Origin of the sequence: Vibrio sp. OY15 (assembly GCF_000742455.1) — a bacterium.
Lineage (GTDB): Bacteria > Pseudomonadota > Gammaproteobacteria > Enterobacterales > Vibrionaceae > Vibrio > Vibrio alginolyticus.
In genome coordinates, this window is sequence record NZ_JPIL01000009.1 from 222,842 (window position 1) to 240,194 (window position 17,353).

General features: G+C 46.0%; 15 protein-coding genes. 4 read left to right on the plus strand and 11 right to left on the minus strand.

The genetic code is table 11. The annotated features are described in order from the left end of the window. Nucleotides 1-76 precede the first annotated feature (76 nt). From IJ23_RS11505 to ppsA, 3 genes are all read right to left on the minus strand, one after another. Nucleotides 77-883, minus strand: coding sequence for a LuxR family transcriptional regulator (locus IJ23_RS11505; RefSeq protein WP_033906555.1), 807 nt, complete (start codon nucleotides 881-883; stop codon nucleotides 77-79). 193 nt (nucleotides 884-1,076) lie between these two features. Next, nucleotides 1,077-1,856 (minus strand): lipoprotein, encoded by a 780-nt coding sequence (locus tag IJ23_RS11510; protein WP_033906323.1) that lies wholly within the window; start codon nucleotides 1,854-1,856, stop codon nucleotides 1,077-1,079. Between the two features lie 170 nt (nucleotides 1,857-2,026). Then, nucleotides 2,027-4,399 carry a phosphoenolpyruvate synthase gene (gene ppsA, locus IJ23_RS11515; protein ID WP_005373822.1) on the minus strand — a complete coding sequence of 791 codons (2,373 nt, stop codon included), beginning with the start codon at nucleotides 4,397-4,399 and terminating at the stop codon, nucleotides 2,027-2,029. A 251-nt stretch (nucleotides 4,400-4,650) separates the two neighbouring features. On the opposite strand from ppsA, the gene ppsR reads away from it, so the two are divergent. Beyond that, nucleotides 4,651-5,487, plus strand: coding sequence for a posphoenolpyruvate synthetase regulatory kinase/phosphorylase PpsR (gene ppsR, locus IJ23_RS11520; protein ID WP_005373820.1), 837 nt, complete (start codon nucleotides 4,651-4,653; stop codon nucleotides 5,485-5,487). 76 nt (nucleotides 5,488-5,563) lie between these two features. Here the strand turns inward: ppsR and ansB are convergent, their stop codons facing one another. Beyond that, nucleotides 5,564-6,628, minus strand: a complete 1,065-nt coding sequence (gene ansB / locus IJ23_RS11525; RefSeq protein ID WP_005387068.1) for an L-asparaginase 2 — start codon at nucleotides 6,626-6,628, stop codon at nucleotides 5,564-5,566. A gap of 371 nt (nucleotides 6,629-6,999) precedes the next feature. After that, nucleotides 7,000-8,256 (minus strand): adenylosuccinate synthase, encoded by a 1,257-nt coding sequence (locus IJ23_RS11530; protein WP_005373814.1) that lies wholly within the window; start codon nucleotides 8,254-8,256, stop codon nucleotides 7,000-7,002. Nucleotides 8,257-8,361: 105 nt separating this feature from the next. Here IJ23_RS11530 and IJ23_RS11535 point away from each other — a divergent pair, with 105 nt between their 5' ends. The 3 genes from IJ23_RS11535 to IJ23_RS11545 all read left to right on the plus strand — a co-directional run bounded on the left by IJ23_RS11535 (nucleotide 8,362) and on the right by IJ23_RS11545 (nucleotide 10,335). Beyond that, nucleotides 8,362-9,231: a LysR family transcriptional regulator gene (locus IJ23_RS11535; RefSeq protein WP_005373812.1), complete on the plus strand. Its 870-nt coding sequence runs from the start codon at nucleotides 8,362-8,364 to the stop codon at nucleotides 9,229-9,231. A 19-nt stretch (nucleotides 9,232-9,250) separates the two neighbouring features. Then, nucleotides 9,251-9,643 (plus strand): ribosome recycling factor family protein, encoded by a 393-nt coding sequence (locus IJ23_RS11540; RefSeq protein ID WP_033906324.1) that lies wholly within the window; start codon nucleotides 9,251-9,253, stop codon nucleotides 9,641-9,643. Nucleotides 9,644-9,720: 77 nt separating this feature from the next. Then, on the plus strand, nucleotides 9,721-10,335 hold the full coding sequence (locus IJ23_RS11545) for a LysE family translocator (protein ID WP_033906325.1): 615 nt from the start codon (nucleotides 9,721-9,723) through the stop codon (nucleotides 10,333-10,335). 92 nt (nucleotides 10,336-10,427) lie between these two features. On the opposite strand, the gene IJ23_RS11550 is transcribed toward IJ23_RS11545, so the two are convergent. The 6 genes from IJ23_RS11550 to doeA form a co-directional block, all read right to left on the minus strand. Next, entirely contained in the window at nucleotides 10,428-10,949 is a 522-nt protein-coding gene (locus tag IJ23_RS11550) for a DUF2058 domain-containing protein (RefSeq protein ID WP_033906326.1), read from the minus strand. Between the two features lie 172 nt (nucleotides 10,950-11,121). Further along, complete coding sequence (locus tag IJ23_RS11555; RefSeq protein WP_033906327.1) at nucleotides 11,122-12,525, minus strand: aspartate aminotransferase family protein; 1,404 nt, start codon at nucleotides 12,523-12,525, stop codon at nucleotides 11,122-11,124. Between the two features lie 41 nt (nucleotides 12,526-12,566). Further along, on the minus strand, nucleotides 12,567-14,087 hold the full coding sequence (locus tag IJ23_RS11560; RefSeq protein WP_017633578.1) for an NAD-dependent succinate-semialdehyde dehydrogenase: 1,521 nt from the start codon (nucleotides 14,085-14,087) through the stop codon (nucleotides 12,567-12,569). A gap of 155 nt (nucleotides 14,088-14,242) precedes the next feature. Beyond that, on the minus strand, nucleotides 14,243-14,722 hold the full coding sequence (locus IJ23_RS11565) for an Lrp/AsnC family transcriptional regulator (protein WP_033906328.1): 480 nt from the start codon (nucleotides 14,720-14,722) through the stop codon (nucleotides 14,243-14,245). A 123-nt stretch (nucleotides 14,723-14,845) separates the two neighbouring features. Further along, nucleotides 14,846-15,853, minus strand: coding sequence for a N(2)-acetyl-L-2,4-diaminobutanoate deacetylase DoeB (gene doeB, locus IJ23_RS11570; RefSeq protein WP_005373782.1), 1,008 nt, complete (start codon nucleotides 15,851-15,853; stop codon nucleotides 14,846-14,848). A gap of 53 nt (nucleotides 15,854-15,906) precedes the next feature. Continuing rightward, nucleotides 15,907-17,094, minus strand: coding sequence for an ectoine hydrolase DoeA (doeA, locus tag IJ23_RS11575; RefSeq protein WP_005373780.1), 1,188 nt, complete (start codon nucleotides 17,092-17,094; stop codon nucleotides 15,907-15,909). Nucleotides 17,095-17,353 lie beyond the last annotated feature (259 nt).

The window sequence follows — 17,353 nt, forward strand, 5'->3', positions numbered from 1 at the left end:
TGTCTGTTTTAGTGGTTGTTGTATTCAGACTAAAACGCGACACCTTTTCTCGATATATCCCTTAAGGGACAGTTTTTTATCTTGAATGGAGAATGAGGTGATTGAGGAAAAGCTGGAATAACTCACTCAATGAAGACACATTTAATTGCGAGTAAATTCGCTTTCGATGATTTTTGACCGTGCCTTGAACTAAGTGTAACCGCGCGGCAATTTCTTTGGTGTCAAACCCTTGAGCGAGAAGCGAAGCCACCTCTTGTTCGCGACGGGTGAGTGATTCTACGCCAAACGTTGCTAAAGCTTGCTCAATGGCTATTCGCATACTGCCAGAATAAGCACTCTGTGCAAAAACAGGCTCAGAAAAGGTAAATTCCGTTTGTTTCCAATGCTGCTGACAAAGCGACTGAATTATCGGGAAATAGGGCTTTAGCTTATTGATTTGTTGCTGAGAAAAGTATTTTCCATCAGTCATATATCCGAAGTACAGCATGACCCAACGGCCAGATTCAACTTCGACTAGCATGCTAAGCTCGTCTTTCCACCCTGTTTGATGATAGAACTGCTCGCAGTATGAGGTGAAGTCAACGCCTTTACGCGCCACGTCTTTGAGCGTAAATACGCCTTGTTGCTTTGTCTCGTTTAGTTTGAGAAAAAAAGGGTCATTTTGAAATGAGTCAGTAAGGTAGCGTTGAAAAAGTAACTCTCGCTCGTTCTCAATTGAGTCGTAGAGATAAATAGGATGTTTACCTTCTCGGTAACCTAAAATAACTGCGCAATCAAAATGAAAAAGAGTGCGAATGACACGCATAAGTTTAGGAGTAAAGTTAGGCGTGTTAAGAGCAGAAATTGCTTCTGCTAGCAGATTATTAAAGTTATTGTCAGGCATGGGATACCGAATTGCAGGTGGTTTTGCGCAAGCATAACCAAAAGCAATCCAACGAGAAAGGGAAGTCGCCATCTTCTGGTGACTTCCATAGAGAAAGTTGCGTAAGTGCTCAGTTTTGAGGAATCATATCCCCGTTAACTTATTGATAAGGGTGCAGAACAACGGTTTTATTTAAGCGATTAGTTGCTATGCATTACTGCGAGTTAGTGAGCTCTTCGTTAACCCAATATTTAGAACCAGACACGTTAGCATCGATGAGCAAACCTTTAGCGTTCAACTGATAGACGGCGACGCCGCTGTTAAGTTGTTTTGAAAGTTGCTCTGAATCTTCGCCCGCAACAGCAGAGGCTTCACTTGTGGCCTCCCATCCTTCGTTGACGAACGTATCAAAGTCTTCTTTGCTCTCAAACAGAACCACTTGTTGGTAAAATTTGCCGCCAGCCCCAAGTGCAACGCCCAAACCAAACATATTCATATAAGTGCGTTCTTCTGTTTCCTTATTCACTGCGACTCCTGACCCTGAGTTGGTGTGAAACAGCAAAGATAATTTACGAGAATCAAAGACCGCGTAGCCGTACGCGTTGTCGTAAATAGCTTTTGCCTCCGGCTTTTCATTAAATAACTTGAGCAAAGCGCTATCTGCCATTAAGTCCACGGCTTGGCGAGCTTCTTCTGGCGTATCGCCTTCCATCAGCTCATCAATTTTTTTGTCGGCAGCATCTATCCATTCTTTGCTTTTCTCGATGCTGGCTTCTGTCCATTCGCCTGCGGTATTGATCGCTTCCTCGGACCAATTCGTGAAATCTTGCCACGCTTGTTTTGAAAACGCTTTGGTGTCGTCCCAAGCATCTTGGGCAGTATCAGAAACTGCGTCGCCAAGCTCAGACATTTTATTGGAAATTTCATCCCAATCGGCATAAGCAGGGGATGCCAGGAGCATCAATGTAGTAAGGAGTGCGATAGGCTTTTTCATCAAATTCTCTCTGGAGTTATCGATATACCATTCATTTTAGGTCATCAGACTTTGATAATGAAATTGACTAAATGACGAACTTGAGAGAGGAATCACGAACTGATTGTGAAATGACGTGTGAATAACAAAGCCCTCACAAGGGGAGTGTGAGGGCTAGAGTTTATCGTGTGTTACTTGCTGCTAACTTTACCTAGTTTTAACCAAGTATCGATAACCGTATCTGGGTTTAGTGATACAGAGCTAATACCTTGATCCATTAGCCATTCCGCTAGGTCGTCGTGGTCTGATGGGCCTTGACCACAAATACCAACGTATTTGCCTGCTTTTGTTGCCGCATCAATCGCCATCTGAAGCATAACCTTAACCGCTGGGTTGCGCTCATCAAATAGATGTGCGACATCGCCAGAGTCACGGTCAAGACCAAGCGTTAGCTGAGTCATGTCGTTTGAGCCAATCGAGAAGCCATCAAAGTACTTCAAGAACTCATCGGCAAGGACCGCGTTGGATGGCAGTTCGCACATCATGATGACTTTAAGACCCTGATCGCCACGGCGCAGATCAAACTTCGCTAGCAAATCAATCACTGATGCTGCTTCGCTTGGTGTACGCACAAATGGGATCATGATTTCAACGTTTTTCAGACCCATTTCGTTACGAACGCGTTTGATTGCTTGAGTTTCTAGCTCGAAGCAGTCTTCAAACACTGGAGAAATGTAACGAGACGCGCCACGGAAGCCAAGCATTGGGTTTTCTTCATGCGGTTCGTATGCTTTACCTCCAACCAAGTTGCTGTATTCGTTAGACTTAAAGTCAGACATACGAACAATAACGCGTTTCGGCCAAAATGCCGCAGCAATGGTTGCGATACCTTCTGTCAGTTTGCTTACGTAGAAATCGATAGGATCTTTGTAACCACGAATACGCTGAGTGATTTCTGCTTTTAGCTCATCGCTTTGTGCATCAAAGTTAAGTAATGCTTTCGGGTGGATACCAATCATCTTATTGATGATGAATTCAAGACGAGCAAGACCAACACCTTCATTTGGAATTTGCGCGAAGTCAAACGCGCGATCAGGGTTACCCACGTTCATCATCACTTTTGTTGGTAGCAGTGGCAGTTCATCAACAGAAGAGCGTTTTACGTCAAACTCAAGTTCACCTTGGTAAACGTAGCCCGTTTCACCTTCAGAACAAGATACGGTCACGGTTGCACCATCGGTTAACTTGCTTGTCGCATCGCCACAGCCAACGATTGCAGGAATACCAAGCTCACGAGCGATGATGGCTGCGTGGCAAGTACGGCCACCACGGTTGGTTACGATTGCAGATGCTTTTTTCATCACTGGTTCCCAGTCTGGGTCAGTCATGTCTGTAACTAGCACGTCACCTTCTTGGACTAAAGACATTTGGTCCAGAGAGTCAACCAAGCGAACCACGCCTTTACCGATGCGCTGACCGATTGCACGACCTTCAACCAAAACATCCGCTTTGTTTTGTAACTCGTAGCGCTCAATCACGTTTTGTTCCGTTTGTGAACATACGGTTTCAGGACGCGCTTGAACAATGTACAGCTTGCCATCAATGCCATCTTTTGCCCATTCAATGTCCATTGGACGCTGATAGTGCTTTTCGATGATCATTGCTTGTTTTGCGAGCTCTTTGATCTCGTCGTCGTTCAATGAGAACGTGTTGCGCTCTTCATCAGAAGTATCAACGATATCAACTTGTTTGCCGATTTCTTGGTTATCTGAGTAGATCATTTTGATCAACTTAGAACCAAATGTTTTCTTAACGATTGGGTGTTCGCCTGCTTCAAGCATTGGCTTGTGAACGTAGAACTCGTCAGGGTTTACTGCACCTTGAACGACCATCTCGCCTAGACCCCATGAAGAGGTGATGAAGACAACTTGGTCGAAACCCGATTCAGTGTCTAGTGTAAACATAACACCCGACGAGGCTTTATCTGAACGCACCATTCGTTGGATACCCGCAGATAGCGAGATGCCACGGTGGTCGAACCCTTGGTGAACGCGGTAAGAAATCGCACGGTCGTTAAATAGAGAAGCGTAAACGTGCTTAGTTGCTTCTAGTACTGCGTCGATGCCTTTCACGTTCAAAAACGTTTCTTGCTGACCAGCAAAAGAAGCATCAGGTAGGTCTTCTGCCGTAGCAGATGAACGAACTGCGACTGAAAGCTCAGGATTGCCTTCGATCAGTTCTTGGTAGTTTTCACGAATTTCTTGTTCAAGGTCCGCAGGGAAAGGGGCCTCTAATACCCATTGACGAATGTTTGCACCTGTCTTACGCAGAGCTTCTACATCTTCAACGTCTAGTTCATCGAGTAATTGGTGAATACGCTCATCCAAACCTTCGTGGTCAAGGAATTGGTTAAACGCGTATGAGGTTGTCGCAAAACCATTTGGTACAGAAACGCCTGCGTTTGCTAGGTTAGAAACCATTTCGCCAAGTGAAGCATTCTTACCGCCGACTTTGTCGACATCATCCATGGATAGGCCATTGAACCAGAGGGTGTTCTTTTGCATGTCTTTCTCCAGAAACATTGCAGCTTAGTAGGGGGACTTAAATCGATCTAAACAATCGCATGTTGGCTGTTATTACACGTTGACCATACATTGCTTCATTTAGATTGATATCAAAGGCAAACGATTACGTTCTGGCTGAAAAAAATTCAAAAGAATTTTTAAAGCTGTGGTGAACCTAACTGAAAGCCAAACTGATTTATTAATATTATGTGTACCATCCTACTCAAAAGATTTTGAAAAATTAAACAGAAATGCAAATAAATAACCAAAGTCGTGATGTGTTCTATGTTTCTGACGGTACGGCGATAACATGTGAGACATTAGGGCATGTTGTTCTCGGTCAATTTCCGTTCATTCCTAACGAAAAAACCTTTCCGTTTGTTGAAAGCCAGGACAAAGCTACTGACGTAGTCAAAGAAATTGAAACTTCCTACCAGCGCAATGGCGTCAAACCTCTGGTCTTTTTCTCAATTGTCGTTCCAGAAGTACGTGAAATGCTGCTTGAAGCGCCGGCATACAGTTACGATGTTTTGGAGAGTATTGTGCAGAAAGTGCAAGACGACATTCAGATGGCACCAAAGCCTAAGTTGCAGCGTTCTCGCAGCGTGGGGAAAGATTCCGACACCTATTTTGACCGTATTGCGGCTATTGAATACACATTGGCGCATGATGATGGCATCACGCTAAAAGGGTTGGAACAAGCCGATATTATCCTGCTGGGAGTATCGCGCAGCGGAAAAACGCCGACTAGCTTGTACATGGCGATGCAATTTGGTTTACGTGTTGTGAACTATCCGTTCATTGCGGAAGATGTGAAGATGATGCGTTTGTTGCCTGAATTTGAGATCCATCGTCATAAGTTGTTTGGGCTGACGATCGATCCCGAGCGCTTGACTGAAATCCGTGAGAATCGTTTGTCTGGAAGTGATTACGCTAGCACAGAGCAGTGCAAGCTGGAGCTAGACACTGTTGAGGCTTTGTTTAGAAGAGAGGCGATCCCATATATCAATACGTCCTCTCTGTCTGTTGAGGAAATTACTACGCGTATTCTGGAAAAAGCAGGAATGAAGCGTCGCTTGTTTGGCTAACAAGAGACGCTCATGTCGCTATGTGTAAGAGGAGGTGAGGTGTGTACCTCCTCTATCGAATGAACCTTAGACAGAATTAATAGTATTGGAACATCTTTTGGATGTCTTGATAGTTTTTGGTCTGAGTCAGTGACAGCATCAGTAAGATACGTGCTTTTTGTGGGTTCAATGTACCAGCGGCAACAAAGCCGTATTTTTCGTCATCAATTTCAGCATCCAAAGTGGTTGAGCCGCTAGGCGTTCGGGAGCTTCTTACAACAACAACGCCATCTTTACTCGCTTTCTCTAGCTCATCAAACACAGTGTGGTACAAGTTACCATTACCGACACCAGCACTTACGATGCCGTCAAACTTCGCATCCACAAAGGCTTTCACCGGCAAATTGGAGGCATTTGCATAGTTATAAACAATACCGACCTTAGGCAACTTAGTAAGCTTTGATACATCGAATGGGGTTTCTGTCGTATGTTTACGCTCTGGGCTTCGTTGATATTTGGCATCGCTATTATGAATGTAGCCGATAGCACCAAAGTTGGGTGACTGGAAAGTGCTGACGGAGGTTGTATTGGTTTTTGTCACATCTCGCGCATCGAAAATCGTGTCATTCATTGCGACTAGCACGCCACGTCCTTCTGAATCTTCATCGGTGGCTGTTACGACTGCATTGTATAAGTTGACTGGTCCATCAGCACTCATTGCGGTGGAAGGACGCATTGCACCAACGATCACGACAGGCTTTTTGCTCTTGACGGTCAGATCAAGGAAGTAAGCGGTTTCCTCTAACGTATCCGTACCATGAGTAATGACGATGCCGTCAACATCATCTTGAGCGAGTAGCTCATTAACTCTTTTCGATAATTTTAGCCACACTTCATCATTCATATCTTGTGAACCGATACTGACCACTTGCTCTCCAGAAATATCGGCAATGTTGGTCATACTCGGCACCGCAGAAATCAATGATTCAACGCCGACTTTACCTGCTGTGTAGTTTGACTCGGTTGTAGATTGACCTGCGCCTGCTATGGTGCCGCCAGTGGCAAGAATTTTAATGTTCGGAAGATCGGATTGCGCGAAAGACAAAGAACTAAGGCACAAACCAAGGGTTATCGTACTGAGGCGGAAAAGATTTTTCGTCATGGGAATCACCTGCTGTTAGGTTGGATGTTGGGGAACTCATCTATCCTAAAAACAGCGGGTTAGATTTTTTGAGTACTAGTTCAACAAATTGCAGATGAAGATCGTGATCAACTAATCACTTAAAGAATATCAAATCAACCAGTTAACCTAATTGACGTGCTTCTTTAACAAGTGAGATGTGCTAGTAACGTGCACAACGTGTTAAGTCCTATAATTTATTGATTTATAAATAGAAGGAGGTAGGAGTCTCGTGATGAGGTTATTAAACATGAATTTAGCCGTGCAATTTTCCAAAGTTTACAGTGTAAAAAAAAGCGGCTTTACCCCGGAACAGATAAAAGCCGCTTGCCAATGATGTGTTAATTCACATCTTATCGCATAATCATTTGTTCACGACCAGGACCCACAGACACCATTTTTACTGGTACGCCCATGAGTTCCTCAATGCGTAGAACGTATTTCTGTGCTGCTACTGGAAGCTCTTCAAACTTACGACAACCTGTGATGTCCTCGCTCCAGCTTTCCATCTTCTCGTAGATTGGCGCAAGAGAGGCAGTTTGAGGCCAGATTGGGTTTTCGCTGTGGTCGCCTTCGTAGCCAACACAGATTTTCAGATCGTTAAGGCCAGTCAAACAGTCTACTTTCGTTAGTGCAATTTCAGTTGCGGCTTGCAGTTCAACGCCATTTTTCGTAGCGACTGCGTCGAAGTAGCCCATGTCGCGTGGACGACCCGTAGTTGCACCGAACTCGCCAGCAAGTTCGCGGAAAGCGTCTTGCTCTTCCATTGCAGTGATCAACGTACCAGTACCCACTGATGAGCTGAAGGCTTTTGCAACCGCAATAACGCGTTCAGGACGAAGTGCCGGAAGGCCACTACCGATACCCGCGTACATTGATACAACGTTAGAAGATGTTGTCCAAGGGTACTCACCGTAAACAAGGTCACGACCCGCGCCAAGCTGCGCTTCGAACAATAGAGTTTTGTCTTTCGCTTGTAGTTCTTTTAGAGGAAGCGTTACGTTGCAAATTGAATCGCGCCAAGGTGCAGAGACTTCTAGCAGCCAGTTCGCCAGTTCTTCAGCGGTTTGTTCAAACTCGAACGTCGGGTAAAGTGCACGCAGTTGCGGCAGTTTCCAATCCATCATGAATTGAAGGCGTTCAACCAATACTTCTGGTTGCTTCAACCAACCAACTAGGATGCCTTTCTTCATTACGCGGTCACCGTAAGCAGGTGCAATACCTTGACGAGTTGAACCGTATGCTTTGTCGCCTAAACGTTGTTCTTCTAGCGTATCTTCTAGTGCGTGTAGAGGTAGACACAGTGTTGCGCGATCAGAGATGCACATATTCACTTTTACGCCCGCTTCTTCAACTTCCGCAATCTCCTGAGACAGCAACGCAGGGCTGATAACCATACCCGGACCTAACACTGCCAAACAGTCTGGGTTGAATACGCCACTTGGTAGCTGGTGCAGCTTAAACGTACCTAGATCGTTAACCACGGTGTGACCCGCGTTGTTACCACCTTGGAAACGAATGCTCGCAGAAGCTTGCTCTGCCAAAAAGTCAACGATGCGGCCTTTGCCTTCATCACCCCAGTTTGCACCCACAACAACGATAGACGACATAATTTAATCTCCAAAAACAGATGCAAAAATCTTAAGGTGTTCGCCATAATAAGAGAAATTAATTATACTCATTAACTTGATAAGAATCTCATATCGGAATTGGCAATGTTAGATTTGAACTGGCTGCGAACCTTCGTAACTCTTGCAGAGGTAAAACACTTTGGTAAAACAGCGACGGAACTGCACATGACGCAGCCGAACGTAAGTTTGCATATCAAGCAGTTGGAGCAAGCCACGCGCACGAAATTGATTGAGCGAAATCCTGTGCAGTTGACGCAAGCAGGGAAGCGTTTGTTAGCTACGGCGCAGCGGATGCTCAATGAGCTGCAAATTTGTCAGTCGGATCTCAATGCCATCAACGATCTTACGCAGGGGACGCTTTCTATTGCGGCGAGCGATATTGTTTCACGTTTACTGCTTATCAAACCATTTCAGCAATTCAAAAGTGAATATCCGGGGATCGACTTGGCATTGTTCAACACCACATCTTCTCAAGCGGTGGATTTGGTGAAGAGTGCGCGTGCCGATATCGGCTTTGTTATCGCACAAAAAGAGAGTCAACCGCTGCATTTTACGCCTCTCACGCAAATTCACTGGTGTGCGTTTGGTGATAACATTTTTGAGTGGCAAGACAATCGAAAAGAGAGCCAGACGCTGATCCTGCTAGGGCACGATACTCGAACCCGAGAGCTGATTGATGCGTCTTTACCTGAGCTAAATCTGCCTAAGCATCGCGTGATGGAAGTGGGCAGTGTGGAAGCACAAATCGACTGGGCGGAAGCGGGGTTTGGGACTGCTATTGTGCCGGATTTTTCGCTCGATCCGAGATTAAAGCTTTCTCGAGAAGTTACGCCTTTGCCAAGTTTTCCAAACACTGATTTCGGCTACATCGTGCGTCAAAATCAGGTGTTATCCAAAGCGGCAAAACAGTTGTTGGCTTGGGTTGGCGAGAATGTGTCGGTGGTTGAGGGCTAAGACGATGAAAGAAAAGGCCATGAAAGAAACGAAGATTACGATTTCGCTCCCATCCTTGATTCACCGTATTGGGGGCGACCATGCCAAGCGAGCGAAAACACTCGCAGCAGAAAAACAGTGCGATCTTAAGAGAATTAGACGATCTCGTCACTGGCAAATCTCAGGCGAGGCTTTGGATGTAAAAGCGTTTTTAGAGCATCTCAAAAACGAAGAAGCAGAGACGATGCGATTTGCGATCAACAAAATCGAACAAGCTCTACTTGCTCACCAAGACAAATTGGAACCTTTGGACGTGAAGTTGGTACGTTTGGTGAGACAAAACCCAAACATCACCTTGGCGGAGCTGATGGCTGAAACGAACTGCACGTTAGTTCAAGCTCGCACGGCACGATTTGATGCTGAGTTGCTTTAAGATCGGTTTGTGGTTTACTCACTTTATTAACAGATGTTAGGGTACCGATCAAAATCACTCACTAAGACCATTTTATTATGGATATTTGGCAGCTTCTCCTTTTTATTCCTGCTTGCTTTGCTCTAAATATGGCTCCAGGCCCAAACAATTTATTGGCAATGAATAATGCGCGTTGTTACGGCTTTAGGGCCGCGTTTACGGCCAGTTTAGGCAGAATTGCTGCTTTTTCAGCGATGATTGCGTTGTCTGCATCAGGTCTGGCTGTGATTTTGTATACGTCAGAAATGCTATTTTTGGCAATAAAGTTGGTAGGAGTGCTGTATCTACTGTGGATTGCGTTTAACCTTTGGCGTTCAGAGTCCAGCCCGATCTCTGACTTGGACAATTCGCGCAATTACGTAGGACTTGCGAAGCAAGAATTTACGCTTGCTGCTGGCAACCCGAAAGCGATACTTATTTTTACTGCATTCTTGCCGCAATTTGTTGATGCCAATGCCAACGTTCAAGAGCAGTTTTTTGCCCTTGGCTCGACGTTTTTGATATTAGAAATGGTCGCCATTTCAATCTATGCCATCTTTGGTTTGTACTTGAGGCACTGGTTTTCAAATCCAAAAATGGCGAAACGTTTCAATCGCGGATGTTCGTTGTTTTTAGCCGCATCAGGTGCGAATTTGCTACTAAGTAAGCAATAACAACACATCATCTCCGTAGATTATTTTTCTATAAAAAGAGCCGCTGATGTTACATCAGCGGCTCTTTTAGTTGATGCATCGATTATTTATTGTTACCACATCAAATCGTCAGGCACGACGAAATCTGCGTATGGATCGTCTTCTGCTGGAATGTCCGATTCAGGTTCTTTTTGTTCGATGATGACGGACTCATCACGTTGAGCAATTTTATTCGCTACTCCACGTGGAATGACAACATAGCTTTCACCAAAAATTGCGATTGCCAAAATACCTTTGATCAACTGCTCGCGGATAAGTGAATCTACATAAAGTGATTTCACTAGCGTACCGTGAGTGAAGTTGTATTTGATGTCGCCATCTTTTAAGTCGATCTTGTTCATCTCAATCAATTGATTGATCTGCGCTTTGATCTCTTTGTTTAATCGCTCAGCATTTTGCTGCTCGCTCAATTGTTTATCACGCTCTAACTGTTGGCGTTTATTCTCTTCAACCGCCGCTTTTACTTCGCGTGCTTGAACGCGTGATTTTTTTGAGCCTTTCTTCGCTTTCTTTAGTTTCTTTTCATTAACTAAGCCAGCTTTCAGCATTTGTTCTTGAAGGGTAAGTTTTGCCATGTTTCATCCAGTTAGTGCGCAATTTTGGGCATTTTACCCACTATTGCCACTTGTAGTAAATAATAGTGCTTTCTATGGGTCTAAAATGTTTGGTTGGCTTGTTGTCTCTTTAATGGAAAGTGCAAAGCGGGCCTTCTCCAAAGCCCGCGAGCATTACTGAAATCTAGGTGGGTTATGGCTGCCACTGTTTAGATGTGACGAGGTTATCCATCACTTTGTTTACCGCTTGATGCGCTTTGTCGACAATGGTGTCTATATCGTTACGATTCGCGATAAGCGGTGGAGCAAAACCGAGGATGTCACCATGTGGCATAGCGCGAGCGATTAAGCCTTGCTCTAAACAGGCCGCCGCGATTTTCGGGCCTACTTTCAAGTTTGGATCAAAGTGTGCTCGGCGAAGCTTGTCTGAAGAAAACTCCAACGCATGCAACAAGCCAACGCCACGAGTATCACCGACTAATGGATGATCGTTAAACGTCTCTGCCATACGTTGCTGCAAGTAAGCGCCGACTTCGGCCGCGTTTTGCACTAAGCCTTCACGTTCAATGATATCGAGGTTGCAGTTCGCAGCTGCCGCTCCCATTGGGTGACCAGAGTAGGTATAACCGTGTCCGATAGCGCCCCATTGGTCCGTGCCGTTTTCTAGCACACTCCAAACTCGTTCACCGACGATCACGCCAGACAGCGGTTGATACGCTGAGGTTAACCCTTTCGCTACCGTGATGAGATCCGGTTTCATGTCGTAATGGAGTGAGCCAAAATCGGAGCCGAGGCGACCAAAGCCACACACCACTTCATCCGCAATCAAGAGCACATCGTATTTGTCGAGCACTTTGCGAATCGCCTGCCAGTACCCTGCTGGTGGTGGCACAATACCGCCAGTACCGAGCACTGGTTCCGCAATCATTGCTGCCACCGTTTCTGGGCCTTCTTCCAAGATCATCGTTTCGAGTTGATCTGCGCAATATTGAGAGAATTCGAGCTCAGACATACTCTCGTCTTCACGGCGATAATAATATGGCGCGATGGTGTGTTTGATACGCTCAAGTGGTAAATCAAAATGGGCGTGGAACAACGGTAAACCTGTCATTGAACCGGACGCGATACTTGAACCATGGTAGCCGCGGTCACGCGAAATGATTTTTTTCTTCTCTGGTAGACCACGAGCATTGTTGTAATACCACACCAACTTAAGTTGAGTTTCGTTCGCGTCGCTGCCTGACATGCCGTAGTAAACTTTGCTCATGCCTTCAGGCGCCATTTTGATGATGCGATCTGACAGTGTCACGAGCGCTTCGTTCGTATGACCGACGTAAGTGTGGTAGTACGCCAGTTCTTTGGCTTGCTCATAAATCGCATCGGCCATTTCGGTCCTGCCATAGCCAATGTTCACACAATACAACCCGGCAAAGCCGTCTATCAGCTCGATGCCTTCTGAATCGGTGATGCGTATTCCGTTTCCGCTCGAGATAATTCTTCCCGAAAGCTCCCCGGCCGAATACTGCTTCAGGTGGGTTGAGGCATGAAATACTCTCTGACGATCGATCTCTAAAAGTTGTTGGGTTTTGTTACTCATGATCCTTCTCCTCGAATAATTGGATATCCATATTTCGTGCCTCAACTGCCACTGACGGTTGGTAAAGCGCCTAAGCAGCAGTATTTGATTTCGCTGTATTCTTCAAATCCGTGACGGCTTCCTTCTCGTCCAAGACCGGACTGTTTCACGCCGCCGAATGGGATAGGGTGCCCTGTCATTTTGACGGAGTTCACGCTCACCATGCCAAACTCCAAACCGCGCATGCAGTGCCAAATTTGGTGAATATCGTGACCATAAACATAGGCAGCTAAGCCGTACTCAGTGTCGTTGCTCATTTCAATCACGGTATCTAAGTCTTGGTAAGGCAATACGCCTGCCACAGGACAAAAATTCTCTTCGCGATACACCGCCATTTCAGGGGTTACATCGGCTAGCAATGTCGGCGCGAAGAAATTTTCGCCTGGTACGGGCTGGTGGTATCCCGCTACCAATCGCGCGCCTTTGTCGAGCGCGTCACGCACCAAATCATGCGCTTTATCCACCGCAGTGCGATTAATAAGCGGTCCCATGGTGGTTTTTTCGTCTAAGCCATTACCTAAAACGATGTGGCTCATTTCCTTGGCAAACGCTTCCAAAAACGCTTCGTACTTATCGTCAGGGACGAAAATACGGTTTGCGGCCAAGCAGTCTTGTCCTGCGGTTTGAAACTTCGCATCCACGGCGGCTTTGGCTGCTTGCTCGACATCCATATCTGGCAGCACGATGAAAGGGGCGTTACCACCGAGCTCCATACTGCACTTCTTCACGGTTTGTGCCGCGTCGCGTAGCAATAGTTTGCCTACTCGAGTTGAGCCTGTGAACGAGAGCGCTTTGACTTTATCGGAGTGACACAAGGTTTGTGACACCATCACCGCATCGCCAGTGATCACGTTAAATACACCAGGTGGAAAGCCAGCTCGGTCTGCTAACTCTGCCAACGCTAACGCAGAAAAAGGCGTTTCACTGGCGGGCTTAATGAGCACCGGACAGCCTATTGCTAGTGCGGCTGCGGCTTTGCGTGTGATCATGGCATTAGGAAAGTTCCATGGCGTAATCAGTGCTGCGACACCAATTGGCTCGCGCACCGTTGATAGCTGCGCATTCGGAATATGACTTGGGATGGTTTCGCCATAACAGCGGCGTGATTCTTCGGCAAACCAACGAACAAAGGATGCGCCATAGTCAATCTCACCTACAGCATCACCTAGTATTTTTCCTTGCTCCATCACCATCAAATGAGCAAGATCTTGCTTTGATTCTAGAATCAGGTCGTGCCAACGCATGAGAATTTCAGCGCGCTCTTCTGCTTGCATTTTTCGCCATTGACGAAAGGCTTGGTCGGCTTCATCAATCGCTTGATAGAGTTGTTGCTGAGAAAGCTTAGTGATGTAACCGATGACCGTGCCATCTGCTGGATTATCCACCGGATGAAATTGATCACCACTTACCCATTTGCCATTTACGTACGCTAAACCTCTCACCAAACGTACGTCTTTCATTATCGCCATCATGTCGTGCGAGGCTTTTAATTCCTCTGCATGTAAGCTGTGCAGTGCTGTCATGAGTCCTTCTCCCAGCATCGTTGTCCATAATGAAACTGTAATGGAGAAGTGACCGAAATAATTTCTGATACCGAGGTTTAAAACGTCAGAACTTTCTTTTTAGTGCCGTTAAATATGGTGTTTTTTCTGTTCACGCCTGATGCGCATTTTCCCTTTTATAACAAAGCGTTTTGGTTTACTTCGAATGTGTCCGCATCACGTTTGATTGTTTTTGTCACAATGTAAGTAAAGTAGCGCTCAATGCCCACATCTGAGTCTAACCAGTTGTCGATAAGCCGCTGATATTGGTCGATATCTTCTGACTGAATTTTAAGGATGTAATCGACACCACCGCCCGTGGCATAGCAATCAGTGACTTCTGGTGAATGTTGAACCAGTTGCTCGAAGCGTTTGAACGCTTGGGCGTTGTGTTCTTTGAGCGTAACTTCAACCATAACTGACGTTCGTTTGAACAAAATATCGGTATTTACTTTTGCTCCGTAACCTTCAATGATGCCTGCTTCTTCCAGTTTTTTGACGCGCTCCCAGCAAGGGCTCACGGATAGGTTGATGGCCTCGGCAAGGTGAGATTTGGTGATACGACCATTATCATGAAGTATTTGTAGAATTTTTACGTCGTAGCGATCGAGGCGCATTATGAGTCTCCCTGTTGAATACTAATCATTTCATAAAGGCTGATGACTGGTCGCTGTTATAAGGTGCTTTCCAGTTTGCTTCTGGTATGCCATTTGTTTTGATTTCTTTAGTTGGCTTTTCAATCAGCCTATCTCGCCGCAGTCTTCGGCTATAACTGCGATAGTGTCACCGATATTCACCATAGCAGGAAAACGACGCGCCGCGAAAATACCATTGCGCTGTGACTTGTACTCAACGGGGGCGGTACCTGTGCGCTCGGTCGAGAAGATTCTCACTAATACATCTCCCTTTTTGACGGTATCGCCAAGATCAAATAAGTATTCTGTGATGCCGTGGTGCTGGCTTTGCACATAACAACTTGCATCAGGCATATCTAATAACTTAGTTGGTTGGGTTGGTTGTTCGTAGTCACCGGGCAAGTTGCCTGAGAAGCGTAAGAAGTTGCGAATGCCACGGTCGGAATAAGCGATGGTTTCTGGAGTGCTGGTTCCGCCTCCTCTGAGTTCGGTGGTAACAAAGATTTTTCCCTGAGACTCCACGGCAGTGTCATACAGGCTGGTGGCGTCCATTTCGAGCAAGATCATGGTGTAAGGTGCGCCAAACAGTTTTGCACCTAATATGCAGGCTTCTTCTTGATCGAGATTGTCGAGACGATGGGCAGCGGCGAACGGCACGATATCTAACGTTTTACCACCTGAGTGAATGTCTAACGCAAAATCGCACTTAGGAACTAGGTAACGAGTAAAATAATCCGCAATTTTCTCGGTCACTGTGCCTATGGGGTTGCCAGGAAAGCTGCGATTTAAATTCCCTTTATCGATAAACGACGTACGTGAGGCATTTTGTACCGCAGGTAAGTTCATCATGGGTACAATAATGACACGACCTTGGATTTGATCTGCCTGAAGCGAGTTCGTCAATTTTAGCAGGCTGGTGATGCCTTCGTATTCGTCTCCGTGATTACCGCCAGTAAGCAGTGCGGTTGGTCCGTGACCATTTTTGATCACGGTGATAGGTATCATAATACTGCCCCAAGCGGAGTCGTCATGTGAATAGGGCAGCGTTAAAAAGCCGTGCTGTACACCTTCTCGGTCAAAGTCTATGGTGGCTGTGATCGAGCTTTTTTGCATATCAAGTCCTTTTAGTTCTCAGACCTGGCTCAACAGAGCTTAAGGTTTGAAAATTAGTGTTTAACAAATAAGTGGCGTGGAAAATCACACAATGTTTTTGCTCCATCATGGGTAATGACGATACTTTCCGTTGTTTCTAACCCCCAATCTTTGAACCACAGCCCCGGCATAAAATGGAATGTCATACCTTCTCTCAAGATGGTTTTATCGGTGTCTCGCAAACTCATGGTTCGTTCCCCCCAATCTGGCGGGTAGCTCAAACCTATTGGATAGCCACAACGGGCGCCTTCGCGTGAGAATCCCGCTTTATCGAGAACCTGGTTTAGTGCATTGGCGATGTCGGCGCAGGTATTTCCGGGCTTTGCCACTTTCAAGCCCGCTTCAAGTCCTAGAGTTAGGGCTTCGTCGGCTCGTTTAAACTTGTCGTCAGGCTCGCCAAGAAAAATAGTGCGTGAGAGTGGGCAATGGTAACGGCGGTGCGCCCCTGCGATTTCAAAAAACGTCCCTTCGCCTTTCTTGAAGGGTCTGTCATCCCAAGTCAGGTGAGGTGCGGAAGCATCAGAACCTGATGGCAAAAGCGGCACAATCGCGGTGTAATCGCCAAAGTGGTCTTCATGCCCGAGCACGGCTTGGCGGTTAATCTCGGCAACAAGGTGGTGTTTCGGTAATCCTGGTTCAATCATGTCGAACGCGACACGGTGCATATTTTCAACAATGCGAGCGGCACGGTACATGTACGCCAGTTCTTGATCGGATTTAACGGCGCGGCACCAGTTGACTAGTCCAGTTGCATCGAGAAGTTGAGCATTCGGTAGGTGCGTGGTGAGTGATTCGTAAGCGGTGGCGCTAAAGTAATAGTTATCTTTTTCTACACCGATGCGACCACGATCCCAAAGGCGCGGAGCCAGTACGGCTTCGACCAGGAAATCCATCGGGTGTAGCGGCGGATTCATTACATAATGGTCTGGATAGTAGGTGATGTTTTCTGCCGACATATACGCAGTCCTGTATGCTCCGTTGGCATCTTGGCAGCGTCCAAACCAAACTGGCTCATCAGATGGACCAACAACGACACATTGTGGCACGTAAAAAGACCACCCATCATAGCCTGTCAGCCACGCCATGTTAGAAGGGTCATGAATGATAAGGACATCCAATTCTCTTTCTTCCATCGATTGCCGAACTTTCGTTAACCGATCCTGGAACTCATCCAGTGTAAAATGCAAAGCAACGCCTCTCATATTTTCTCCTTGTTAGAAATCCGACGCCTTATGGGCCTTCGGAGACGCTGAGGTATTTCTACCTTCTACCAGCTAGCCAGATCTGCGTTAAAAATGATTGCAATTTACCTCTGGGGTTGTATTTGGATTGAACGATGCTGTTTAACATGTTTGTTTAACCCATACATTTCATGTCAATCATTACAATTGTGGTTTATTTTTGTGCATTTCACCTCGTTTTGTGAGTTAAAGTTCGCCATTTGTTAAATAGAAGTTACAA